This window comes from Jejuia spongiicola (assembly GCF_023502325.1).
Taxonomy (GTDB): Bacteria; Bacteroidota; Bacteroidia; order Flavobacteriales; family Flavobacteriaceae; genus Wocania_A; species Wocania_A spongiicola.
Genome location: NZ_JAMFLZ010000001.1, coordinates 25,220 through 41,785, shown reverse-complemented (window position 1 = coordinate 41,785; position 16,566 = coordinate 25,220). Strand labels below are relative to the sequence as shown.

Below are 16,566 nucleotides of genomic sequence, written 5' to 3'. Positions count from 1 at the left end.
ACAATATGTTTACAAGTAAGGCCAATAAAATTTTTCAAGACGTTATAGAGAAATATCACATTATAAATACGGTTGACCAGCCTTTTACTAATGTTTATGATGAAAACACTCATTTATTAGAACATTTATTATACAGAAAATGTTGGATTGATACTGTACAATGGCATTACGAAGACATTATTCGCGACCCACAAATTGATCCTGTAGCAGCTTTAACTTTAAAACGTCAAATTGATGCATCTAATCAAGACAGAACTGATATGGTTGAATATATTGACAGCTATTTTCTTGAAAAATACAAAGATACTGTTGTAAAAAACAATGCAACTATTAACACAGAAAGCCCAGCTTGGGGAGTTGATAGATTATCTATTTTGGCTTTAAAAGTATATCACATGAATGAAGAGGCTACTAGAGCAGATGCTTCTGATACTCATAGAACAGCTTGTCAAACAAAATTGGATGTTTTATTAGAGCAGCGAGTTGATTTATCTACGGCAATAGATACACTATTAAGTGATATTGAAAACGGCGATAAGTATATGAAAGTTTACAAGCAGATGAAGATGTATAATGATGATGAACTTAATCCTGTTTTAAGAAGTCAAAAATAAGACTTTGTCATCCTGAACTCTTGTACTAAAAATAATCGAAGTGAGTTTCAGGATCTCATCAAACTTTGTTGAGATGCCAAAAAAACTAAAACACATCCTAGTCATTCGTTTTTCAGCAATGGGAGATGTTGCTATGTCAGTCCCTGTTTTACGAGCTTTTACACAGCAATACCCAGACGTTAAATTAACAATTCTTACTCGTGCTTTTTTTAAACCTTTTTTTAGAGATTTAAAAAATGTTTCAATATTTGAAGCAGATATTAAAGAGAAGCATAAAGGAGTTTTTGGGCTTTACACACTTTCAAGAGAACTAAAAAAAACTAACATTGATGCTGTTGCAGATTTGCATAATGTATTGCGTAGTAATATTTTAAAATGCTTTTTTTTTGGAAAGCAATTTATTCAAATTGATAAAGGAAGAGGCGAGAAAAAAGTATTAATTTCTGGAGAGAAGTTTCAGCAATTAAAAACCACACATCAGCGGTATGCTGATGTATTTAAAACATTAGGTTTCCCTTTAAACTTATCAAAACCTACATTTCCTAAAAAATCAGTTTTAAACCAGAAGCTTCAATTAATTTTGAGCAATGAATCAAAAAAGCGAATTGGGATTGCTCCTTTCGCTGCTCACGAAGGTAAAATGTACCCCTTAGACTTAATGAAAGAAGTTATTAAGTCGCTTTCAAAAGCTCACAATATCATTTTATTAGGTGGAGGAACTCACGAAATAGATTTATTAAATGGTTTTGAAAATGAATTTGAAAACACGGTTAATATAGCAGGAAAACTTTCTCTTGATGAAGAAATGGATATTATTTCTAATTTAGATGTAATGCTTTCTATGGATTCTGGAAATGCCCATATTGCTGCAATGTTAGGCGTTAAAGTTGTTACTGTTTGGGGTGTAACACATCCGTTTGCTGGCTTTATGCCATTTAATCAACCTGATGATTATGCATTGCTTGCAGATAGAAATCAATACCCTAAAATTCCAACGTCAGTTTATGGAAACAAATATCCTAAACTTTATAAAGAAGCTTCAAGAAGTATACCTCCAGACGTAATTGTTGAAAAAATTATGTCTATTATCTAAAAGTGTAGACTTCTAATTGTTTAAACTAAACATCATCATAATCAACAACAAGTGTAGGAGTTGTTGGATGTGCTTGACAAGTTAAAATTAAGCCTTCTGAAACTTCACTATCAGTTAAGATATTATTTTGCCTCATTGTAGCTTCACCTTCAGTAATGCGAGCAATACAGCTACTACAGATGCCTCCTTGACAAGAGTAAGGTGCATCTAAATCTTCATCTAAAGAAGCTTCAAGTACTGTTTGTTTAGCAGACATCTCAAAAGTTGTTGTCTCGTCATCTACAACAACAGTTATCTTTGTTTTGCCACTATGAACAATGTCTTCCGTTATTTCAGCAGGTTTTGCAGCTTTAAAAAGCTCAAAATGAATGCGGTTTTCGTCAATATCGTGTTCAGTTAAAACATCTTTAACTGTATGAATCATGGCTTCTGGCCCACAAAGGTAAAATGCATCAACATCAATATGTTTATGCTTATTCTTCATCACATAATTAACCGTACTTTTTTCAATACGGCCAAAAATAGCATCGTCTTCATCTTCTTGACTAAACACAAATTGAATAGAAAAGCGATCTTTATATTCATGCTGAAGCTCTAAAAGCTCGTTTAAAAACATAGTGTCTTTGGTTGTTTTATTACCAAAAACCAAAATCACTTTACTGTAAACTTCTTCTTCTAAAGCACATTTTATAATACTTAAAACGGGTGTTATGCCACTGCCGGCAGCAAATGCTGCAATGTTTTTAGTTTTAGAATCGTTAGGTTCAAAAACAAAACGTCCTTTTGGTGGAGCAACTTCTATAACATCACCAACTTGCAATGTGTTATTGGCATAAGCCGAAAATGTACCATTTTTAACCTCCTTAATAGCAACCTTTACATCACCGCTTTTAGGTGAAGAACAAAGCGAATAATCGCGTCGTACTTCGTTTCCATCAATTACAGTTTTTAAAGTGATGTATTGTCCGGCTTTAAAAGCATAAGCACTTTTTAAGTTTTCAGGGATATTAAAGCTAATGCTTATAGCTTTACTAGTTTCCCTATTTATTTGTTTTATAGTGAGTTTATGAAATGATGACATGTAAAAGTTTTTGACAAAAATAGTGAAGTATATTTTTAAAATTTAGCTTTATTTGTAACAATTGATATAAAAGGCTTACTAACCCATTGAGCTAAATTTAAAAATTTAATTAACCAAAAACTATGATTAAGCATTTTATAAGTTTAGAATGGAAGTCTTTTTTTAGATCCGCAAGCTTTGGCAAAAGTTTAGCCATTAAAATATTAATGGGATTTTTCGCCTTATATTTTATGGCTATGTTTTTAGGGATGGGATTTGTAATGGATAAAATCTTAAAAAAAGCATATCCAGATTTAGATCTATTGGTTGCGTTTAATGGGCTTTTGTTTTTTTGGATTATTGGAGACCTGCTTATTCGATTCTTCTTTCAAAAATTGCCAGTAATGAGTGTAAAACCATTATTGACACTACCTGTAAAACGAAAATCTGTAGTTAATTTTGTTTTAGGTAAATCGGTATTATCATTCATTAATTTTTTACCACTATTTGCGATTGTACCTTTTGGGCTTAAATTAATAGCAAGCGACTACAGCGTATCAATTGTTTTAGTTTGGATGTTTGTTATTGTACTAATTACGTTAATTAACAACTTTTTAAACTTTATTATTGAAAGCTTATCGGCAAAGACTGAATTATCATTTTTGCCCATTATTGTTTTTTCAAGCTCTCTTTTTGCATTAAATCATTTTAATATAATTAATATTTCTGAAGCACTTTCAAAAGGTGTCACAGCAATTACAGTTAATCCAATTTTAATATTAGTGCCAATTTTAATATTAATAGGCTTATACCGTTTTAATTTTAAAATTCTAAGACAAAAATTGTTTTTAGATAGCGGATTAAAAGCTAAAGTGAAGGAAGTAAACACATCTAATCTTGAATGGACTAAAAACTTTGGAGACATAGCGCCTTTTATGCAGCTAGATTTAAAATTGATTTGGCGTAACAAGCGTACTAAATCATCAGCTTTCTTGGTATTAATTGGATTGTTTTATGGGCTGTTTTTTTATCCACAACCCATGTATCAAAACATGCCTTGGTTTTTTATGTTTATTGGCGTATTTTCAACAGGAATCTTCTTAATTAATTTTGGGCAGTTTATTCCAGCTTGGGATAGTGGTTATTATAAATTGTTAATGAGCCAAAACATTAAATACGAGCAGTATTTAAAATCGAAATTCACATTAATGGCAGTAAGTGTAATTATTTTGTTTGTGTTAGGAATCCCGTATGTGTTTTTTGGATGGAAAATTTTATTAGCACATTTTGCTGCGGCAATTTATAATGTAGGCGTTAACACACATGTTATTTTGTATGGAGGATCTTTTAACAGAAAGAAAATAGATTTAAACCAAAAAGCAGCATTTAATTATCAAGGAACTGGAGCAGTCCAATGGCTTATTGGTATTCCTCTTTTATTATTACCTATGGGATTATTTGCTTTATTTTATTTTTTAATAGGGTTTGAAATAGCTTGTTTAATACTAGCCATATTAGGCATAATTGGTATTGTTTTTCATCAAAAATTAATGACAACAATTACACAAAAATACTTAGAATCAAAATATAAAATGATCAACGCTTTTGATCAAGACAATTAAAAGAAAACATTATGATTACAACATCAAATCTTTCAAAAAAATACAACAACAACCTTGTTTTAAATATTGAAAATCTAGATATCCCTAAAGGTCAAAGCTTTGGTTTAGTTGGTAATAACGGAGCTGGAAAAACCACGTACTTTAGCTTGTTATTAGATTTAATTCAGCCTACAACGGGGCATATAAAAAACAATAATGTTTTGGTTCATGAAAGTGAAGATTGGAAACCGTTTACCTCGGCATTTATTGACGAAAGTTTTTTAATAGGCTATTTAACAGCTGAAGAATATTTTTATTTTATTGGTGAGTTACGCGGACAAAACAAAGCAGATGTTGATAAACTAGTTGGTCAATTTGAAGACTTTTTTCATGGTGAAATTCTCGGACAGAAAAAATATTTGCGCGATTTAAGTAAAGGAAATCAAAAAAAAGCAGGTATAGTTGCAGCACTTATTGGAAACCCTGATGTTATTATTTTAGATGAACCTTTTGCAAATCTAGACCCAACAACTCAAATTCGCCTTAAAGGCATAGTTAAAGATTTAGCAGAAAAACAAGGCGTAACCGTTTTAATTTCTAGCCATGATTTATTACATGTAACAGATGTTTGCGAACGCATTGTAGTTCTTGAAAAAGGAGAAATTGTTAAAGATTTAAATACTAGCGAAGCCACTTTAAAAGAGCTTGAAGCACATTTTTCTGGTACAGAGGCTATTTAAAAGCCAATTGATTTTATAGGTAAATCCAAAAAGATGCTTATTTTTACGTTTATATATAATAATAACTAGAGTTTTTAGTTATTTATTAGACTAAAAAGCCAGCGTTGAAAGCACCTATTAAAGCCATACTACTTATAACATTTTCTATTGTTTTAGTAACAAGTTGTTCAAGAAAAAAAGACAATTTTGTTAGTCGAAATTTCCATGCAGTTACTGCCGAATTTAATGCGCTTTATAACGGCTACTTAGCTTTAGAGCAAGGCAGAAACGCCCTAAACGAAAGTTATGCCGATAATTATTGGGATATCCTCCCGATAGAGCGTATGCAAATACAAGAAGAAGTTGTTTTACCAGGGCAATCTAAAAACGAGAATTTTAATCGAGCTGAAGAAAAAGCGGTAAAAGCTATTCAAAAGCATAGTATAAATATTGAAGGCAGAGAAAAAAATCCACAAATAGACGAAGCATATTTGCTTTTAGGAAAGGCACGCTATTTCGATCAGCGATTTGTTCCTGCACTTGCAGCGTTTAACAATATTCTTAATAAATACCCTACAAGTGATAAAATAAATCAGGTAAAAATATGGCGTGAGAAAGCTAATATTCGTTTAGAAAATGATGAGGTTGCTATAAAAAAGTTAAAACGATTATTAGACGAGGAAGAGTTAGAAGATCAAGATTTAGCTGATGCCACTTCTATATTGGCTCAAGCTTACTTAAACACAAAATCTGTAGATAGTGCCATCACACAATTAGAGATTGCTGCCAACGCTACAAAAAATAATGACGAGCGCGGTCGTTACCGTTTTATTCAAGGGCAGCTTTACAATAAATTAGGATATAAAGACAGTGCTAATATAGCGTTTGATAAAGTTATTGAGCTTAATAGAAAAACACCTAGAATTTACATGATTAGTGCTCATATTGAGAAAATTAAAAATTTCGATTATGAAACTGAAGATAAATTAGCTCTTTTAGAACATCTTACGGAACTTGAAGAGAACAGAGAAAACAGACCGTATTTAGATAAAATTTACCATCAAATAGGCGAGTATCATTTAAATAATGAATCAGACTCTTTGGCTATTGCTTATTATAACAAATCTTTAAGAACCAACTCGCAAGACAAGCTATTAAAAGCCAAGAATTATCAAACTCTTGGAGACATGAGTTTCGATAAATCTGTATACGAAATAGCAGGCAGCTATTACGATAGCACAATGGCAAACTTAGTATTAAACTCTAAGCCATATCGTATTATTAAAAAGAAGCGAGACAATTTAGAAGACGTTATTTATTATGAAAATGTAGCTCATGTAAACGATAGTGTTTTGCAATTGGTGAATTTTTCCGAAACAGAACGATTAGAGTATTTTGAATCTTTTGTTGAAGCATTGAAAGTTAAAGCTGAAGAAGAAAAAGAAAGAGCCGAAGCGGCAGAGCGTAATAGCAATAGTGGTTTAGTAACAGCTAATAACGTAATTGGAGTACAAGGGCCAAAAAGCGGTTTGCCAAATCAAGCGGCTGCATTTTATTTTTACAACCCAACAACTGTTGGTTACGGAAAAAACGAGTTTATTAAAATTTGGGGAGACAGAGCTTTAGAGGATAACTGGAGATGGTCTAACAAAACAACTTCTGGCAGTGGAAATAATAATGCGTTAGATAATGATATAGTAGCCTCGGCATCTGAAGAAGAAAGATTCGACCCTCAATTTTATATATCTAAAATCCCATCTGAAGAAAAGGCAATCGATAGCATTTCAAAAGAACGCAATTTTGCATACTATCAATTAGGGCTTATTTACAAAGAAAAGTTTAAAGAATACCATTTAGCTAAAAGCAAGTTTCAAAACTTATTAAATAGTAACCCAGAAGAACGATTAATATTACCTTCAAAGTATAATTTGTATAAGATTCATGAATTATTAGATGAAAATGACGAAGCTTCAATTGCGAAAAATGAAATCATAAATAGCTACCCGGAATCTCGTTACGCAACTATTTTAAATAATCCAGACTTAGCTGGTTTAAAAGATGAGAATAGCCCAGAAAATGTTTATGAAAGCGTATATGCAATGCATGAAAACCAAGAATACGCAGAAGTAATATCAAAATGCGAAACCTATATTAATGTGTTTGATGGCGATCCTATAGTTTCAAAATTCGAACTTTTAAAGGCAACAGCAACAGGTCGATTATTTGGTTACGAAGCTTATAAAAAAGCTATTAATTACGTTGCTATAACTTTTGCCAACACACCAGAAGGCAAGCAAGCACAAAAAGTAGAGTCTCAGATTCTACCAAAAATAGCTAGTAGTGATTTTGTTGAAGAAACCGATGATGCTTCAACAAATTTCAAAGTAGTTTATAAGTTTGAAAATGCAAAATCAGATAAAATTGAAGAGTTCCAAAAAACATTAGATTCTGTTTTAAAAAACATAAAATATTACAATTTAAAAACATCAGTTGATGTTTATAAGCCTAATACAACGCTCGTTATTATTCATGGTTTAAAAAATGCTCAAGTAGCCAAAACATTTGACCAGCTATTAACCAAAGAAGATAAACGAAAAGTAACCGAACCATATTTTGCAATATCATCTGCAAACTATCAAATCGTTCAGATTCATAAAAATCTGGATACGTATTTAAGCCTCAGCAATAACTAAAATTAACAACATTATGTTCTCTGATAATAAAAAAGACAAACAAATGGTAGAAGGAACATCTAGTCAAAACATTATATCTCAAGGCACTAAAATTGTAGGCGACTTTAATAGCGAAGGCGATTTTAGAGTGGATGGGATTATAGAAGGAAATATAAAAACCACAGGAAAAGTAGTTGTAGGTAAAGCTGGTTTTATAAAAGGAACCTTGCAAGGCACTGATGCTTATTTTGAAGGAAAATTTTCAGGAAAGTTATCGCTATCAGGTACACTTACTTTAAAAACAGCTGCCCATATTGAAGGAGAAGTTGTTGTTGGAAAGCTTGCGGTTGAACCAGGAGCAACATTTAATGTTACCTGTATTATGAAAGGGACGGTAAAAGAAATAAATAAAGGTGGACAACAACAACGACAGTCGGAAACCGAAAAAACAGCTTAACGCCTACGCTCGCTTTTCAGGACTTGCTATTCAAATGTTTGCCATTATTGGTGTTGGAACTTTTATAGGTTATAAATTAGATGAGAATTACCCCAATGAGCATAGATTATTTACGCTTTTTGGCGCATTGTCTTCAGTAATTATATCAATAATATATATAATTAGACGTATTATTGCAACTTCTAAAGAAGAACAATAAAATGAATAATCTTTTTAAAAAAAGAGAATCTAACTTTCTTATTCAACTTACTGCTTTAAGTATTTTATTATTTGGAATTCATGTTTACTTAAACTTTCACTTCGTGAAAGATGTTAAGTTGTTTTTTCCGCTATGGCATATTTACGTATTTCATGTGATTACTGTTATTATAATTTATACATTAATCAACTATAGAGAATCTGTTGGTAATACAGAGGTGTTCAATACTTTTATATTAGGGATGCTACTAAAAATGATATTAACCATTGTGTTTTTATTGCCATGGATTTTATCTAAACCAGATCAAAAAGGTTACGATCTTGCCAATTTCTTTATTCCTTATTTTATTTTTCTTGTATTTGAAGTGTATTCTGTAACTAGAATACTTCAAAAAAAGTAACTAATTTATCAGCACTATTAATTAAAAAAAGGAAGGCTAAATAATCATTAAATTATTATTTGTCAATTCATTTTATGTGTGTACATTTGCACCGAATTTAAAGCAAGGTATTTTTAAGCGACACATAATGACATTAAACACCTTTAAAAGCGTATTATTTTCTGCATTATTTTTAGCAATTTCATTTGCTGGATATGCAACAGAAGATTCAAACAACAAAGACGATAAAGAATTCAATGCTAAAGAAATGATTTTGCATCACGTAAAAGATGCTCATGAATTTCATATTATTGACATTAATGATAAGCCAATATCTATTCCTTTACCAATTATACTTTGGACAGATAATGGTTTAACGACGTTTATGTCTAGTGCATTTCATCACGATGATTCTGGTAAAACAATTGTAGAAAAGAATGGTGGTAAGTTCGTAAAATTTCACGAAAAAATATATCAATTAGATGCTAACGCAAGTAGTGTGGTATTTGATGAAGCACATCATCCAACAAACGCACATAAACCATTAGATTTTTCTATTACAAGAAATGTGTTTATGATGTGGGTTTCTGTGATTGTTTTATTGTTTATCTTTTTTGCTACTGCAAGACGCTATAAAAAATCTGAAGATAATGTTCCAACTGGAATTGCAGGTTTTATAGAGCCTCTTGTAATATTTGTTAGAGACGAAATAGGAAAGCCAATGATTGGAGAGCATAAATACAAGAGATATATGCCTTATTTGCTAACCATCTTTTTCTTTATTTGGATTAACAACATATTTGGTTTAATTCCAATTTTAAATGGCGCTAACTTAAGTGGTAATATTGCCTTTACATGTACACTAGCGGTATTCACCTTTATAATTACAACATTTAGCGGTAACAAGAATTATTGGAAACACATCTTTTGGATGCCTGGAGTTCCTGTACCAATGAAAATATTTTTAATGCCAATAGAAATTATCGGGATGTTTGTAAAACCAATCTCGTTAATGATTCGTTTGTTTGCTAATATTACAGCAGGGCACGTTATTATATTAGCATTAATGTCATTAATATTTGTATTTAAGTCCGTTGCGATTGCACCAGTGTCTGTAGCATTCTCATTGTTTATTACAGTTATTGAAATTATTGTTACGGCGATACAAGCATATATATTTACAATATTGTCAGCTCTTTATTTTGGGATGGCAACTGAAGAAGAACATCATTAATTAATTTAAATTTTATATTATGACTATTACTGGAATTGCAGCTATTGGAGCTGGTTTAGCAGCTATTGGAGCTGGAGTTGGTATTGGTAAAATTGGTGGATCAGCTATGGAAGCTATGGCTCGTCAACCAGAAATGCACGGAAAGATTCAATCTTCTGCATTAATTTTAGCAGCCTTCGTAGAGGCGGTAGCACTATTTGGTGTTGTTGTTGCTTTCTTACAAGGGTAAAAAACTAGAAATACTGAAGTAACGGTTGGTTGCTTCAGTGTTTTTTAAAATTTAAGTTATTTAAAACAAAAAAAGAAATGGATTTAATTACACCTCAATTTGGATTGGTTTTTTGGACTGCAATTACATTTTTAGTGTTGCTATTCCTCTTAAGAAAATTTGCTTGGAAACCTATTTTAGGAGCAGTTGAAGAAAGAGAAGATGGAATTAAAAACGCATTAGCATCTGCAGAAAAAGCTCGTAAAGAGATGGAGAATCTTCATGCGGATAATGAGCGCATTTTAAAAGAAGCACGTGCAGAACGAGAAACAATGCTTAAAGAAGCTCGCGATATTAAAGCAAAAATGATTGCTGATGCTAAAGATGAAGCACAAGCGCAGGCAAGCAAAATGATTGAGCAAGCGCAAACAGCTATTGAAAGTGAAAAGAAATCTGCTATGGCTGAACTTAAGAATCACGTTGCAGGATTATCATTAGATATTGCAGAAAAAGTAGTGCGTCAAGAATTATCAAACAAAGACAAGCAGTTAGAATTAGTTGAGTCAATGTTAGGTGAAGCAAAATTAAACTAAGAAAAAATGGCAGGAGCAAGAGCAGCAATACGTTACGCAAAAGCAGTTTTAAGTTTAGCATCAGACCAAAATATAGCTGAGGTTGTAAATAATGATATGAAGCTAATTGCTACAACTATAGCAGACAATAAAGACTTAAACAACATGCTTCAAAGTCCTGTAATTAAATCATCAAATAAAAAAGATGTGTTGCTTGAAGTCTTTAAAGACTCAAACGCAATGACAACTAATATGATAGATACACTTATTACAAACAGAAGATTAGCACTTTTAAATGATGTAGCTGTTAGTTATAACCGTTTGTATGATGAATTAAAAGGTGTACAAATTGCACAAGTAACAACTGCAATACCTTTAACAGATGATTTAAAAGTTAAGGTTTTAGCAAAAGCTAAAGAACTTACGGGAAAAGATGTTGAAGTTAAAAATATTGTTGATGCAGATATATTAGGAGGCTTCATATTACGTGTTGGAGACAAACAATACAATGCTAGTATAGCAAACAAATTAAATAAGTTAAAAAGAGAATTTACTTTAAATTAAAATAAAATGGCAGAAGTAAAACCAGCTGAAATTTCAGCAATCTTAAAACAACAACTATCAGGTTTTGAAGCAAGTGCTTCGTTAGATGAGGTAGGAACAGTATTAACAGTAGGTGATGGTATTGTACGTGCTTACGGATTGTCTAACGCACAATACGGTGAGTTAGTAGAATTTGATGGAGGTCTTGAAGGAATTGTACTTAACCTTGAGGAAGATAACGTTGGTATTGTATTATTAGGACACTCTAAAGCAGTTGCAGAAGGGTCTACAGTAAAGCGTACTGGTCGTATCGCATCTATAGATGTAGGTGAAGGTATAGTTGGTCGTGTTGTTGACACACTAGGAACACCAATAGATGGTAAAGGTCCTATTGCTGGAGATACTTACCAAATGCCACTAGAGCGTAAAGCTCCAGGAGTAATTTATCGTGAGCCAGTTACTGAACCATTACAAACAGGTATTAAGTCTATTGACGCAATGATTCCTGTAGGACGTGGTCAACGTGAGTTGGTAATTGGTGATAGACAAACAGGAAAAACAACAGTTTGTATTGATACGATATTAAACCAAAAAGAATTTTATGATGCAGGTGAGCCTGTATACTGTATATATGTAGCAGTAGGGCAAAAAGCATCTACAGTAGCAAATATTGCTAAAGTGCTAGAAGAAAAAGGAGCGCTTGCCTATACAACTATTGTTGCGGCAAACGCATCTGATCCTGCGCCAATGCAAGTTTATGCACCTATGGCAGGAGCTGCAATTGGAGAGTATTTTAGAGACACTGGTCGTCCAGCTTTAATTATTTATGATGATTTATCTAAACAGGCAGTTGCATACCGTGAGGTGTCTTTATTATTACGTCGTCCACCAGGACGTGAGGCGTACCCTGGAGATGTATTCTATTTACACTCGCGTTTATTAGAGCGTTCTGCAAAAGTAATTAATGATGATGCTATTGCTAAAGAAATGAATGACCTTCCAGACTCATTAAAGCCAATGGTAAAAGGAGGAGGATCTTTAACAGCTTTACCAATTATTGAAACACAAGCAGGAGATGTATCAGCATATATTCCAACTAACGTAATTTCTATTACAGATGGGCAAATCTTCTTAGATGGAGATTTATTTAACTCTGGTGTACGACCAGCAATTAACGTAGGTATTTCAGTATCTCGTGTTGGTGGTAATGCTCAGATTAAATCTATGAAAAAAGTATCTGGTACTTTAAAATTAGATCAAGCAGCTTTCCGTGAATTAGAAGCGTTTGCAAAGTTTGGTTCAGATTTAGATGCGGTTACTTTAAATGTAATTGAAAAAGGAAAACGTAACGTTGAAATCCTTAAACAAGCTGAAAACGATCCATTTACTGTTGAAGATCAAATTGCAATTATTTACGCAGGGTCTAAAAACTTATTAAAGGATGTTCCTGTAAATAAAGTAAAAGAATTTGAAAGAGATTTTATAGAGTTCTTAAATGCAAAGCATAGAGATGTTTTAGATACTTTAAAAGCAGGTAAATTAACTGATGAGGTTACGGATACATTATTGAATGTATGTAAAGACCTTTCAGCTAAATATAAAGCATAATTGTCATTCCTGCAAAATCGTAGATTCACGAATACAATATTGTAAAACGTGAATTAATGAGTAAAGCAGGAATCTCATGTTTTTAAATTTAATTAAAATAGATTCCGTATCAAGTACGGAATGACAAAAAGAGATTATGGCGAATCTTAAAGAAATACGTAACAGAATATCATCAGTATCTTCAACGATGCAGATTACTAGTGCCATGAAAATGGTATCGGCTGCAAAGTTAAAGAAAGCGCAAGATGCCATTACAGCAATGCGCCCTTATGCAGATAAGTTAACAGAGCTTTTACAAAGCTTAAGTGCGACTTTAGATGCAGATTCTGGAAGTAAATTTTCGACACAACGTGAAGTAAAAAACGTTTTAATTGTTCCAATTACGTCTAATAGAGGTTTATGCGGTGCTTTTAACACTAATATTATTAAGCAAACACAAAATTTAATAAGTAATGTGTATGCCGATAAAAAGGTTTCAGTTGTAGCTATAGGAAAAAAAGCGAATGATACGTTTGCTAAACAAAATATTGTTATCGCTAATAAAAGTGAAGTTTTTGACGATTTAACATTTGATAATGTTGCTGAAATTGCTGAAATGTTAATGGAAAAATTTGTTACAGGTGAATTTGATAAAATCGAAATCGTTTATAACAAATTTAAAAATGCTGCTACTCAAATTGTAATGACTGAGCAGTTTTTACCAATTGTTCCTGTTGAAGGAGAAGTCGACAACAATGCAGATTATATTTTTGAGCCATCAAAAATAGAAATTGTAGAGCAATTAATTCCAAAATCATTAAAAACACAATTGTTTAAAGGTATAAGAGATTCTTTTGCTTCTGAACATGGTGCTCGAATGACAGCAATGCACAAGGCAACAGATAATGCTACTGAGTTAAGAGACCAGCTTAAGTTAACTTATAACAAAGCACGTCAAGCAGCTATTACTAATGAAATCTTGGAAATTGTTGGTGGTGCGGAAGCTTTAAACAATTAGACGAAGCCGAGCGAAGTCAAATTATTAAAAGAGGTAAAGCTTTGAATAACTAATATTCATACTGAATTTCTTTTCAGTTTTCACAATATCAAGCCTCACTTAAAGTGAGGCTTTTTTATGGCATTCATTTTGCAAATAGTATCTTTATAATATTCAATTCTATGTAATGAAAGCCATTAAAAGCATACTGAAGACGTTACTAATACTTTTAACTATGGTTAGTTTTTCTAAATGTTCAACTACTAAAAAGCTCCAAAACACTGCACCTTTTGAAATTGGAGAAGTGTATTATCAATATTGGACTGCTGGTATAAAAGACGGGGGTTCAGGATTTAATTTATTTATACCCATCGAATCAGCTCCTAAAAATATAATATTAGATAGTGCCTATTTTAGAGGAGAACAATCTAAACTTGAAAGCATGGATCAAACACTTTTTGTTGGTCGTTTTAAAACGGATACAAATCAAAAAAAAGATATTATCATGAGTAGCGATCCATATGCTGAATATGGCAATGAAACACCAGAGCTTTCCAAAAATTTTCCTTTTAAATTAAATGATAGAGAGTGTATTATTAGTTACAAACAAGGAAGCACACTTAAATACTATAAAATTTCAAATATTATTAAAAAGGAATCGAAGCGTAATCTTGATACCAAACCTAATGAGCAATAACTTATCTTTGGTTTACGTTAGCTAAAAACGTATTTTTATACATATAAACAACCAGTAATTGAGCGGACTTAAAACCTTTTTTAAAGACACAGTTATTTACGGTTTAGCAATAGTATTGCCTAGACTTATTAACTTTCTTCTAGTACGTTTGCATACAGATGTTCTCCCTAACGAGGACTACTCCGAAAACACCGAATTTTATGTTGTAGCAGCTTTTTTTAATGTCATTCTTACCTATGGAATGGAAACTTCGTTTTTTAGGTTTTTTAGCAAGAACAAAGAAAAAAACGCAGTATTATCAACAGCAATGATAACAATCGTGTTAACCACTGTCTTTTTGGGAATACTACTGTTTCTATTCAGAACTCCAATTTCAGAAACATTAAGAATTAATACAGATTTTTACAGCTTACTTGTTGGTATTACACTTATAGACACATTAATTGTTATCCCTTTTGCTTATTTAAGAGTTACAGGAAGACCAGTTAGGTTTGCTTTTATTAAGCTAATAAATGTTTTAATTATTGTTCTTTTAAACGTTCTTTTGCTTTCAAAAACTTACGGTCTAGATAATTTAAGGCAACTATTTAGTGTTGAAAACAATGTAGAATATATTTTTATTGCTAACCTCATTGCTAGCGCAGTGGTTTTAGTTTTAGTACTTCCATATTTCTTTAAAACAAAGCTTCAATTTGAAGTAAAAGTTTTGAAACAATTATTAGCTTACGGTTGGCCAATTATGGTAGCAGGTTTAGCTTTTGTAATTAATGAAAATTTTGATAAATGGTTGTTGCCAGATATGGAAGGAGAATTTGTAAACGGTGCTTATAGCGCTTGCTATAAATTAGCTGTTTTTATGACGCTTTTTATCCAAGCTTTTAGAATGGGAGCGGAACCCTTTTTCTTTAATCATTCAGGTAAAAAAAATGCAAAGGAAACTTATGCAACGATATTAAAATATTTTACTATTGTTGGTTCATTGGGGTTAATGATAGTTGTTATATATATTGATCTTCTAAGACCTGTTTTTATAAAAAAAGAAAGTTATTTGTTAGCTTTAGATATTGTACCAATTGTTTTATTGGCTAATCTTTGTTTAGGCATCTATCATAATTTATCTATTTGGTATAAACTTACAGATAGAACACGTTTTGGGATGTATATTTCAATTACCGGGGCAATTATAACTATAGCCTTTAACCTGATTTTTATTCCAAGAATAGGTTTTATGGCATCTGCATATGCTACACTAATTGCCTATGGGTTAATGATGCTTATTTCGTATGTTTTAGGACGAAAATATTACCCAGTACCTTATCAAGTTTCTCGAATAGGGTTATACTTATTCCTAAGTTCTGGACTAAGTTTTATAACTTATTATTCTTTTGATAGAAATATATTATTAGGAACTGTATTTTTGCTATTATATCTAGCCTTTATGGTTTTTTTAGAACGAAAAGAATTAAAACAAATATTTATCAATAAATGACAATCAAAATTATAAATAAATCTAGCCATGATTTGCCACATTATGAGACTGTTGCTTCAGCAGGAATGGATTTACGAGCAAATATATCGGAATCAAGAACACTAAAACCATTAGAGCGAAGTATTGTGGGCACTGGGTTATTTATAGAATTACCAGTAGGTATTGAAGCGCAAGTGCGCCCTCGTAGTGGACTAGCTGCAAAAAAAGGCATTACTGTTTTAAATGCACCAGGAACTATAGATGCAGATTATAGAGGAGAAATAGGCGTTATCCTTGTAAATTTATCAAATGAGGAGTTTGTTATTAATAACGGCGAGCGTATTGCACAATTAGTAATAGCAAAGCACGATCGTGCTGAATGGATTGAAGTAAATGAATTATCAGAAACTTCTAGAGGAGAAGGCGGTTTTGGTAGCACAGGAGTTAAGTAAATAAATTAACAAAC

The 16,566-nt window shown here is 32.0% G+C and carries 18 protein-coding genes; 17 read left to right on the top strand and 1 reads right to left on the bottom strand.

The window, feature by feature from the left end:
* Window positions 1-5: 5 nt before the first annotated feature.
* Both M3P09_RS00205 and M3P09_RS00200 read left to right on the top strand, forming a co-directional pair.
* Window positions 6-614, top strand: a complete 609-nt coding sequence (locus tag M3P09_RS00205) for a DUF4254 domain-containing protein (RefSeq protein WP_249971580.1) — start codon at window positions 6-8, stop codon at window positions 612-614.
* Window positions 615-687: 73 nt separating this feature from the next.
* The gene (locus tag M3P09_RS00200) at window positions 688-1,707 is read left to right on the top strand and encodes a glycosyltransferase family 9 protein (RefSeq protein WP_249971579.1); all 1,020 of its coding nucleotides are present in this window, start codon (window positions 688-690) and stop codon (window positions 1,705-1,707) included.
* Window positions 1,708-1,732: 25 nt separating this feature from the next.
* On the opposite strand, the gene M3P09_RS00195 is transcribed toward M3P09_RS00200, so the two are convergent.
* On the bottom strand, window positions 1,733-2,788 hold the full coding sequence (locus M3P09_RS00195; protein WP_249971578.1) for a ferredoxin--NADP reductase: 1,056 nt from the start codon (window positions 2,786-2,788) through the stop codon (window positions 1,733-1,735).
* A 122-nt stretch (window positions 2,789-2,910) separates the two neighbouring features.
* Between M3P09_RS00195 and M3P09_RS00190 the strand changes: the two genes are divergently transcribed.
* From M3P09_RS00190 to dut, 15 genes are all read left to right on the top strand, one after another.
* Window positions 2,911-4,389, top strand: a complete 1,479-nt coding sequence (locus M3P09_RS00190; protein ID WP_249971577.1) for a DUF5687 family protein — start codon at window positions 2,911-2,913, stop codon at window positions 4,387-4,389.
* Between the two features lie 11 nt (window positions 4,390-4,400).
* Window positions 4,401-5,108 (top strand): ABC transporter ATP-binding protein, encoded by a 708-nt coding sequence (locus M3P09_RS00185; RefSeq protein ID WP_249971576.1) that lies wholly within the window; start codon window positions 4,401-4,403, stop codon window positions 5,106-5,108.
* A 104-nt stretch (window positions 5,109-5,212) separates the two neighbouring features.
* Entirely contained in the window at window positions 5,213-7,780 is a 2,568-nt protein-coding gene (gene porW / locus M3P09_RS00180) for a type IX secretion system periplasmic lipoprotein PorW/SprE (protein WP_249971575.1), read from the top strand.
* 13 nt (window positions 7,781-7,793) lie between these two features.
* Window positions 7,794-8,216 (top strand): bactofilin family protein, encoded by a 423-nt coding sequence (locus tag M3P09_RS00175; RefSeq protein ID WP_099565216.1) that lies wholly within the window; start codon window positions 7,794-7,796, stop codon window positions 8,214-8,216.
* The gene (locus M3P09_RS00170; protein ID WP_249971574.1) at window positions 8,173-8,415 is read left to right on the top strand and encodes an AtpZ/AtpI family protein; all 243 of its coding nucleotides are present in this window, start codon (window positions 8,173-8,175) and stop codon (window positions 8,413-8,415) included. Before M3P09_RS00175 ends, M3P09_RS00170 begins: the two co-directional genes overlap by 44 nt.
* Window position 8,416: 1 nt before the next feature.
* The gene (locus tag M3P09_RS00165; protein WP_249971573.1) at window positions 8,417-8,815 is read left to right on the top strand and encodes a hypothetical protein; all 399 of its coding nucleotides are present in this window, start codon (window positions 8,417-8,419) and stop codon (window positions 8,813-8,815) included.
* A gap of 127 nt (window positions 8,816-8,942) precedes the next feature.
* Window positions 8,943-10,028, top strand: coding sequence for a F0F1 ATP synthase subunit A (gene atpB / locus M3P09_RS00160; RefSeq protein ID WP_249971572.1), 1,086 nt, complete (start codon window positions 8,943-8,945; stop codon window positions 10,026-10,028).
* A gap of 19 nt (window positions 10,029-10,047) precedes the next feature.
* Complete coding sequence (atpE, locus tag M3P09_RS00155; RefSeq protein ID WP_034042296.1) at window positions 10,048-10,257, top strand: ATP synthase F0 subunit C; 210 nt, start codon at window positions 10,048-10,050, stop codon at window positions 10,255-10,257.
* A gap of 77 nt (window positions 10,258-10,334) precedes the next feature.
* Window positions 10,335-10,829 (top strand): F0F1 ATP synthase subunit B, encoded by a 495-nt coding sequence (locus M3P09_RS00150; protein ID WP_249971571.1) that lies wholly within the window; start codon window positions 10,335-10,337, stop codon window positions 10,827-10,829.
* 6 nt (window positions 10,830-10,835) lie between these two features.
* A complete protein-coding gene (atpH, locus tag M3P09_RS00145; RefSeq protein ID WP_249971570.1) occupies window positions 10,836-11,372 on the top strand; it encodes an ATP synthase F1 subunit delta in 537 nt (178 codons plus the stop codon).
* Window positions 11,373-11,378: 6 nt separating this feature from the next.
* Window positions 11,379-12,959 carry a F0F1 ATP synthase subunit alpha gene (gene atpA, locus M3P09_RS00140; RefSeq protein ID WP_249971569.1) on the top strand — a complete coding sequence of 527 codons (1,581 nt, stop codon included), beginning with the start codon at window positions 11,379-11,381 and terminating at the stop codon, window positions 12,957-12,959.
* 136 nt (window positions 12,960-13,095) lie between these two features.
* Window positions 13,096-13,956 (top strand): ATP synthase F1 subunit gamma, encoded by an 861-nt coding sequence (gene atpG / locus M3P09_RS00135; RefSeq protein ID WP_099565223.1) that lies wholly within the window; start codon window positions 13,096-13,098, stop codon window positions 13,954-13,956.
* A gap of 166 nt (window positions 13,957-14,122) precedes the next feature.
* Window positions 14,123-14,632: a hypothetical protein gene (locus tag M3P09_RS00130; protein ID WP_249971568.1), complete on the top strand. Its 510-nt coding sequence runs from the start codon at window positions 14,123-14,125 to the stop codon at window positions 14,630-14,632.
* A 58-nt stretch (window positions 14,633-14,690) separates the two neighbouring features.
* The gene (locus M3P09_RS00125; RefSeq protein WP_249971567.1) at window positions 14,691-16,121 is read left to right on the top strand and encodes an oligosaccharide flippase family protein; all 1,431 of its coding nucleotides are present in this window, start codon (window positions 14,691-14,693) and stop codon (window positions 16,119-16,121) included.
* Window positions 16,118-16,552: a dUTP diphosphatase gene (gene dut, locus M3P09_RS00120; RefSeq protein WP_249971566.1), complete on the top strand. Its 435-nt coding sequence runs from the start codon at window positions 16,118-16,120 to the stop codon at window positions 16,550-16,552. The genes M3P09_RS00125 and dut overlap by 4 nt, the downstream gene beginning before the upstream one ends.
* The last annotated feature ends 14 nt before the right edge of the window (window positions 16,553-16,566 follow it).

Bases quoted from the DNA above. Each gene is read 5' to 3' on its own strand.
- M3P09_RS00175 (WP_099565216.1), top strand. From the start codon at position 7,794: ATGTTCTCTGATAATAAAAAAGACAAACAAATGGTAGAAGGAACATCT.
- M3P09_RS00165 (WP_249971573.1), top strand. From the start codon at position 8,417: ATGAATAATCTTTTTAAAAAAAGAGAATCTAACTTTCTTATTCAACTT.
- atpG (WP_099565223.1), top strand. From the start codon at position 13,096: ATGGCGAATCTTAAAGAAATACGTAACAGAATATCATCAGTATCTTCA.
- atpA (WP_249971569.1), top strand. From the start codon at position 11,379: ATGGCAGAAGTAAAACCAGCTGAAATTTCAGCAATCTTAAAACAACAA.
- M3P09_RS00185 (WP_249971576.1), top strand. From the start codon at position 4,401: ATGATTACAACATCAAATCTTTCAAAAAAATACAACAACAACCTTGTT.
- M3P09_RS00150 (WP_249971571.1), top strand. From the start codon at position 10,335: ATGGATTTAATTACACCTCAATTTGGATTGGTTTTTTGGACTGCAATT.
- atpB (WP_249971572.1), top strand. From the start codon at position 8,943: ATGACATTAAACACCTTTAAAAGCGTATTATTTTCTGCATTATTTTTA.
- M3P09_RS00190 (WP_249971577.1), top strand. From the start codon at position 2,911: ATGATTAAGCATTTTATAAGTTTAGAATGGAAGTCTTTTTTTAGATCC.
- M3P09_RS00195 (WP_249971578.1), bottom strand. From the start codon at position 2,788: ATGTCATCATTTCATAAACTCACTATAAAACAAATAAATAGGGAAACT.
- atpH (WP_249971570.1), top strand. From the start codon at position 10,836: ATGGCAGGAGCAAGAGCAGCAATACGTTACGCAAAAGCAGTTTTAAGT.
- dut (WP_249971566.1), top strand. From the start codon at position 16,118: ATGACAATCAAAATTATAAATAAATCTAGCCATGATTTGCCACATTAT.
- M3P09_RS00205 (WP_249971580.1), top strand. From the start codon at position 6: ATGTTTACAAGTAAGGCCAATAAAATTTTTCAAGACGTTATAGAGAAA.
- M3P09_RS00200 (WP_249971579.1), top strand. From the start codon at position 688: ATGCCAAAAAAACTAAAACACATCCTAGTCATTCGTTTTTCAGCAATG.
- M3P09_RS00130 (WP_249971568.1), top strand. From the start codon at position 14,123: ATGAAAGCCATTAAAAGCATACTGAAGACGTTACTAATACTTTTAACT.
- atpE (WP_034042296.1), top strand. From the start codon at position 10,048: ATGACTATTACTGGAATTGCAGCTATTGGAGCTGGTTTAGCAGCTATT.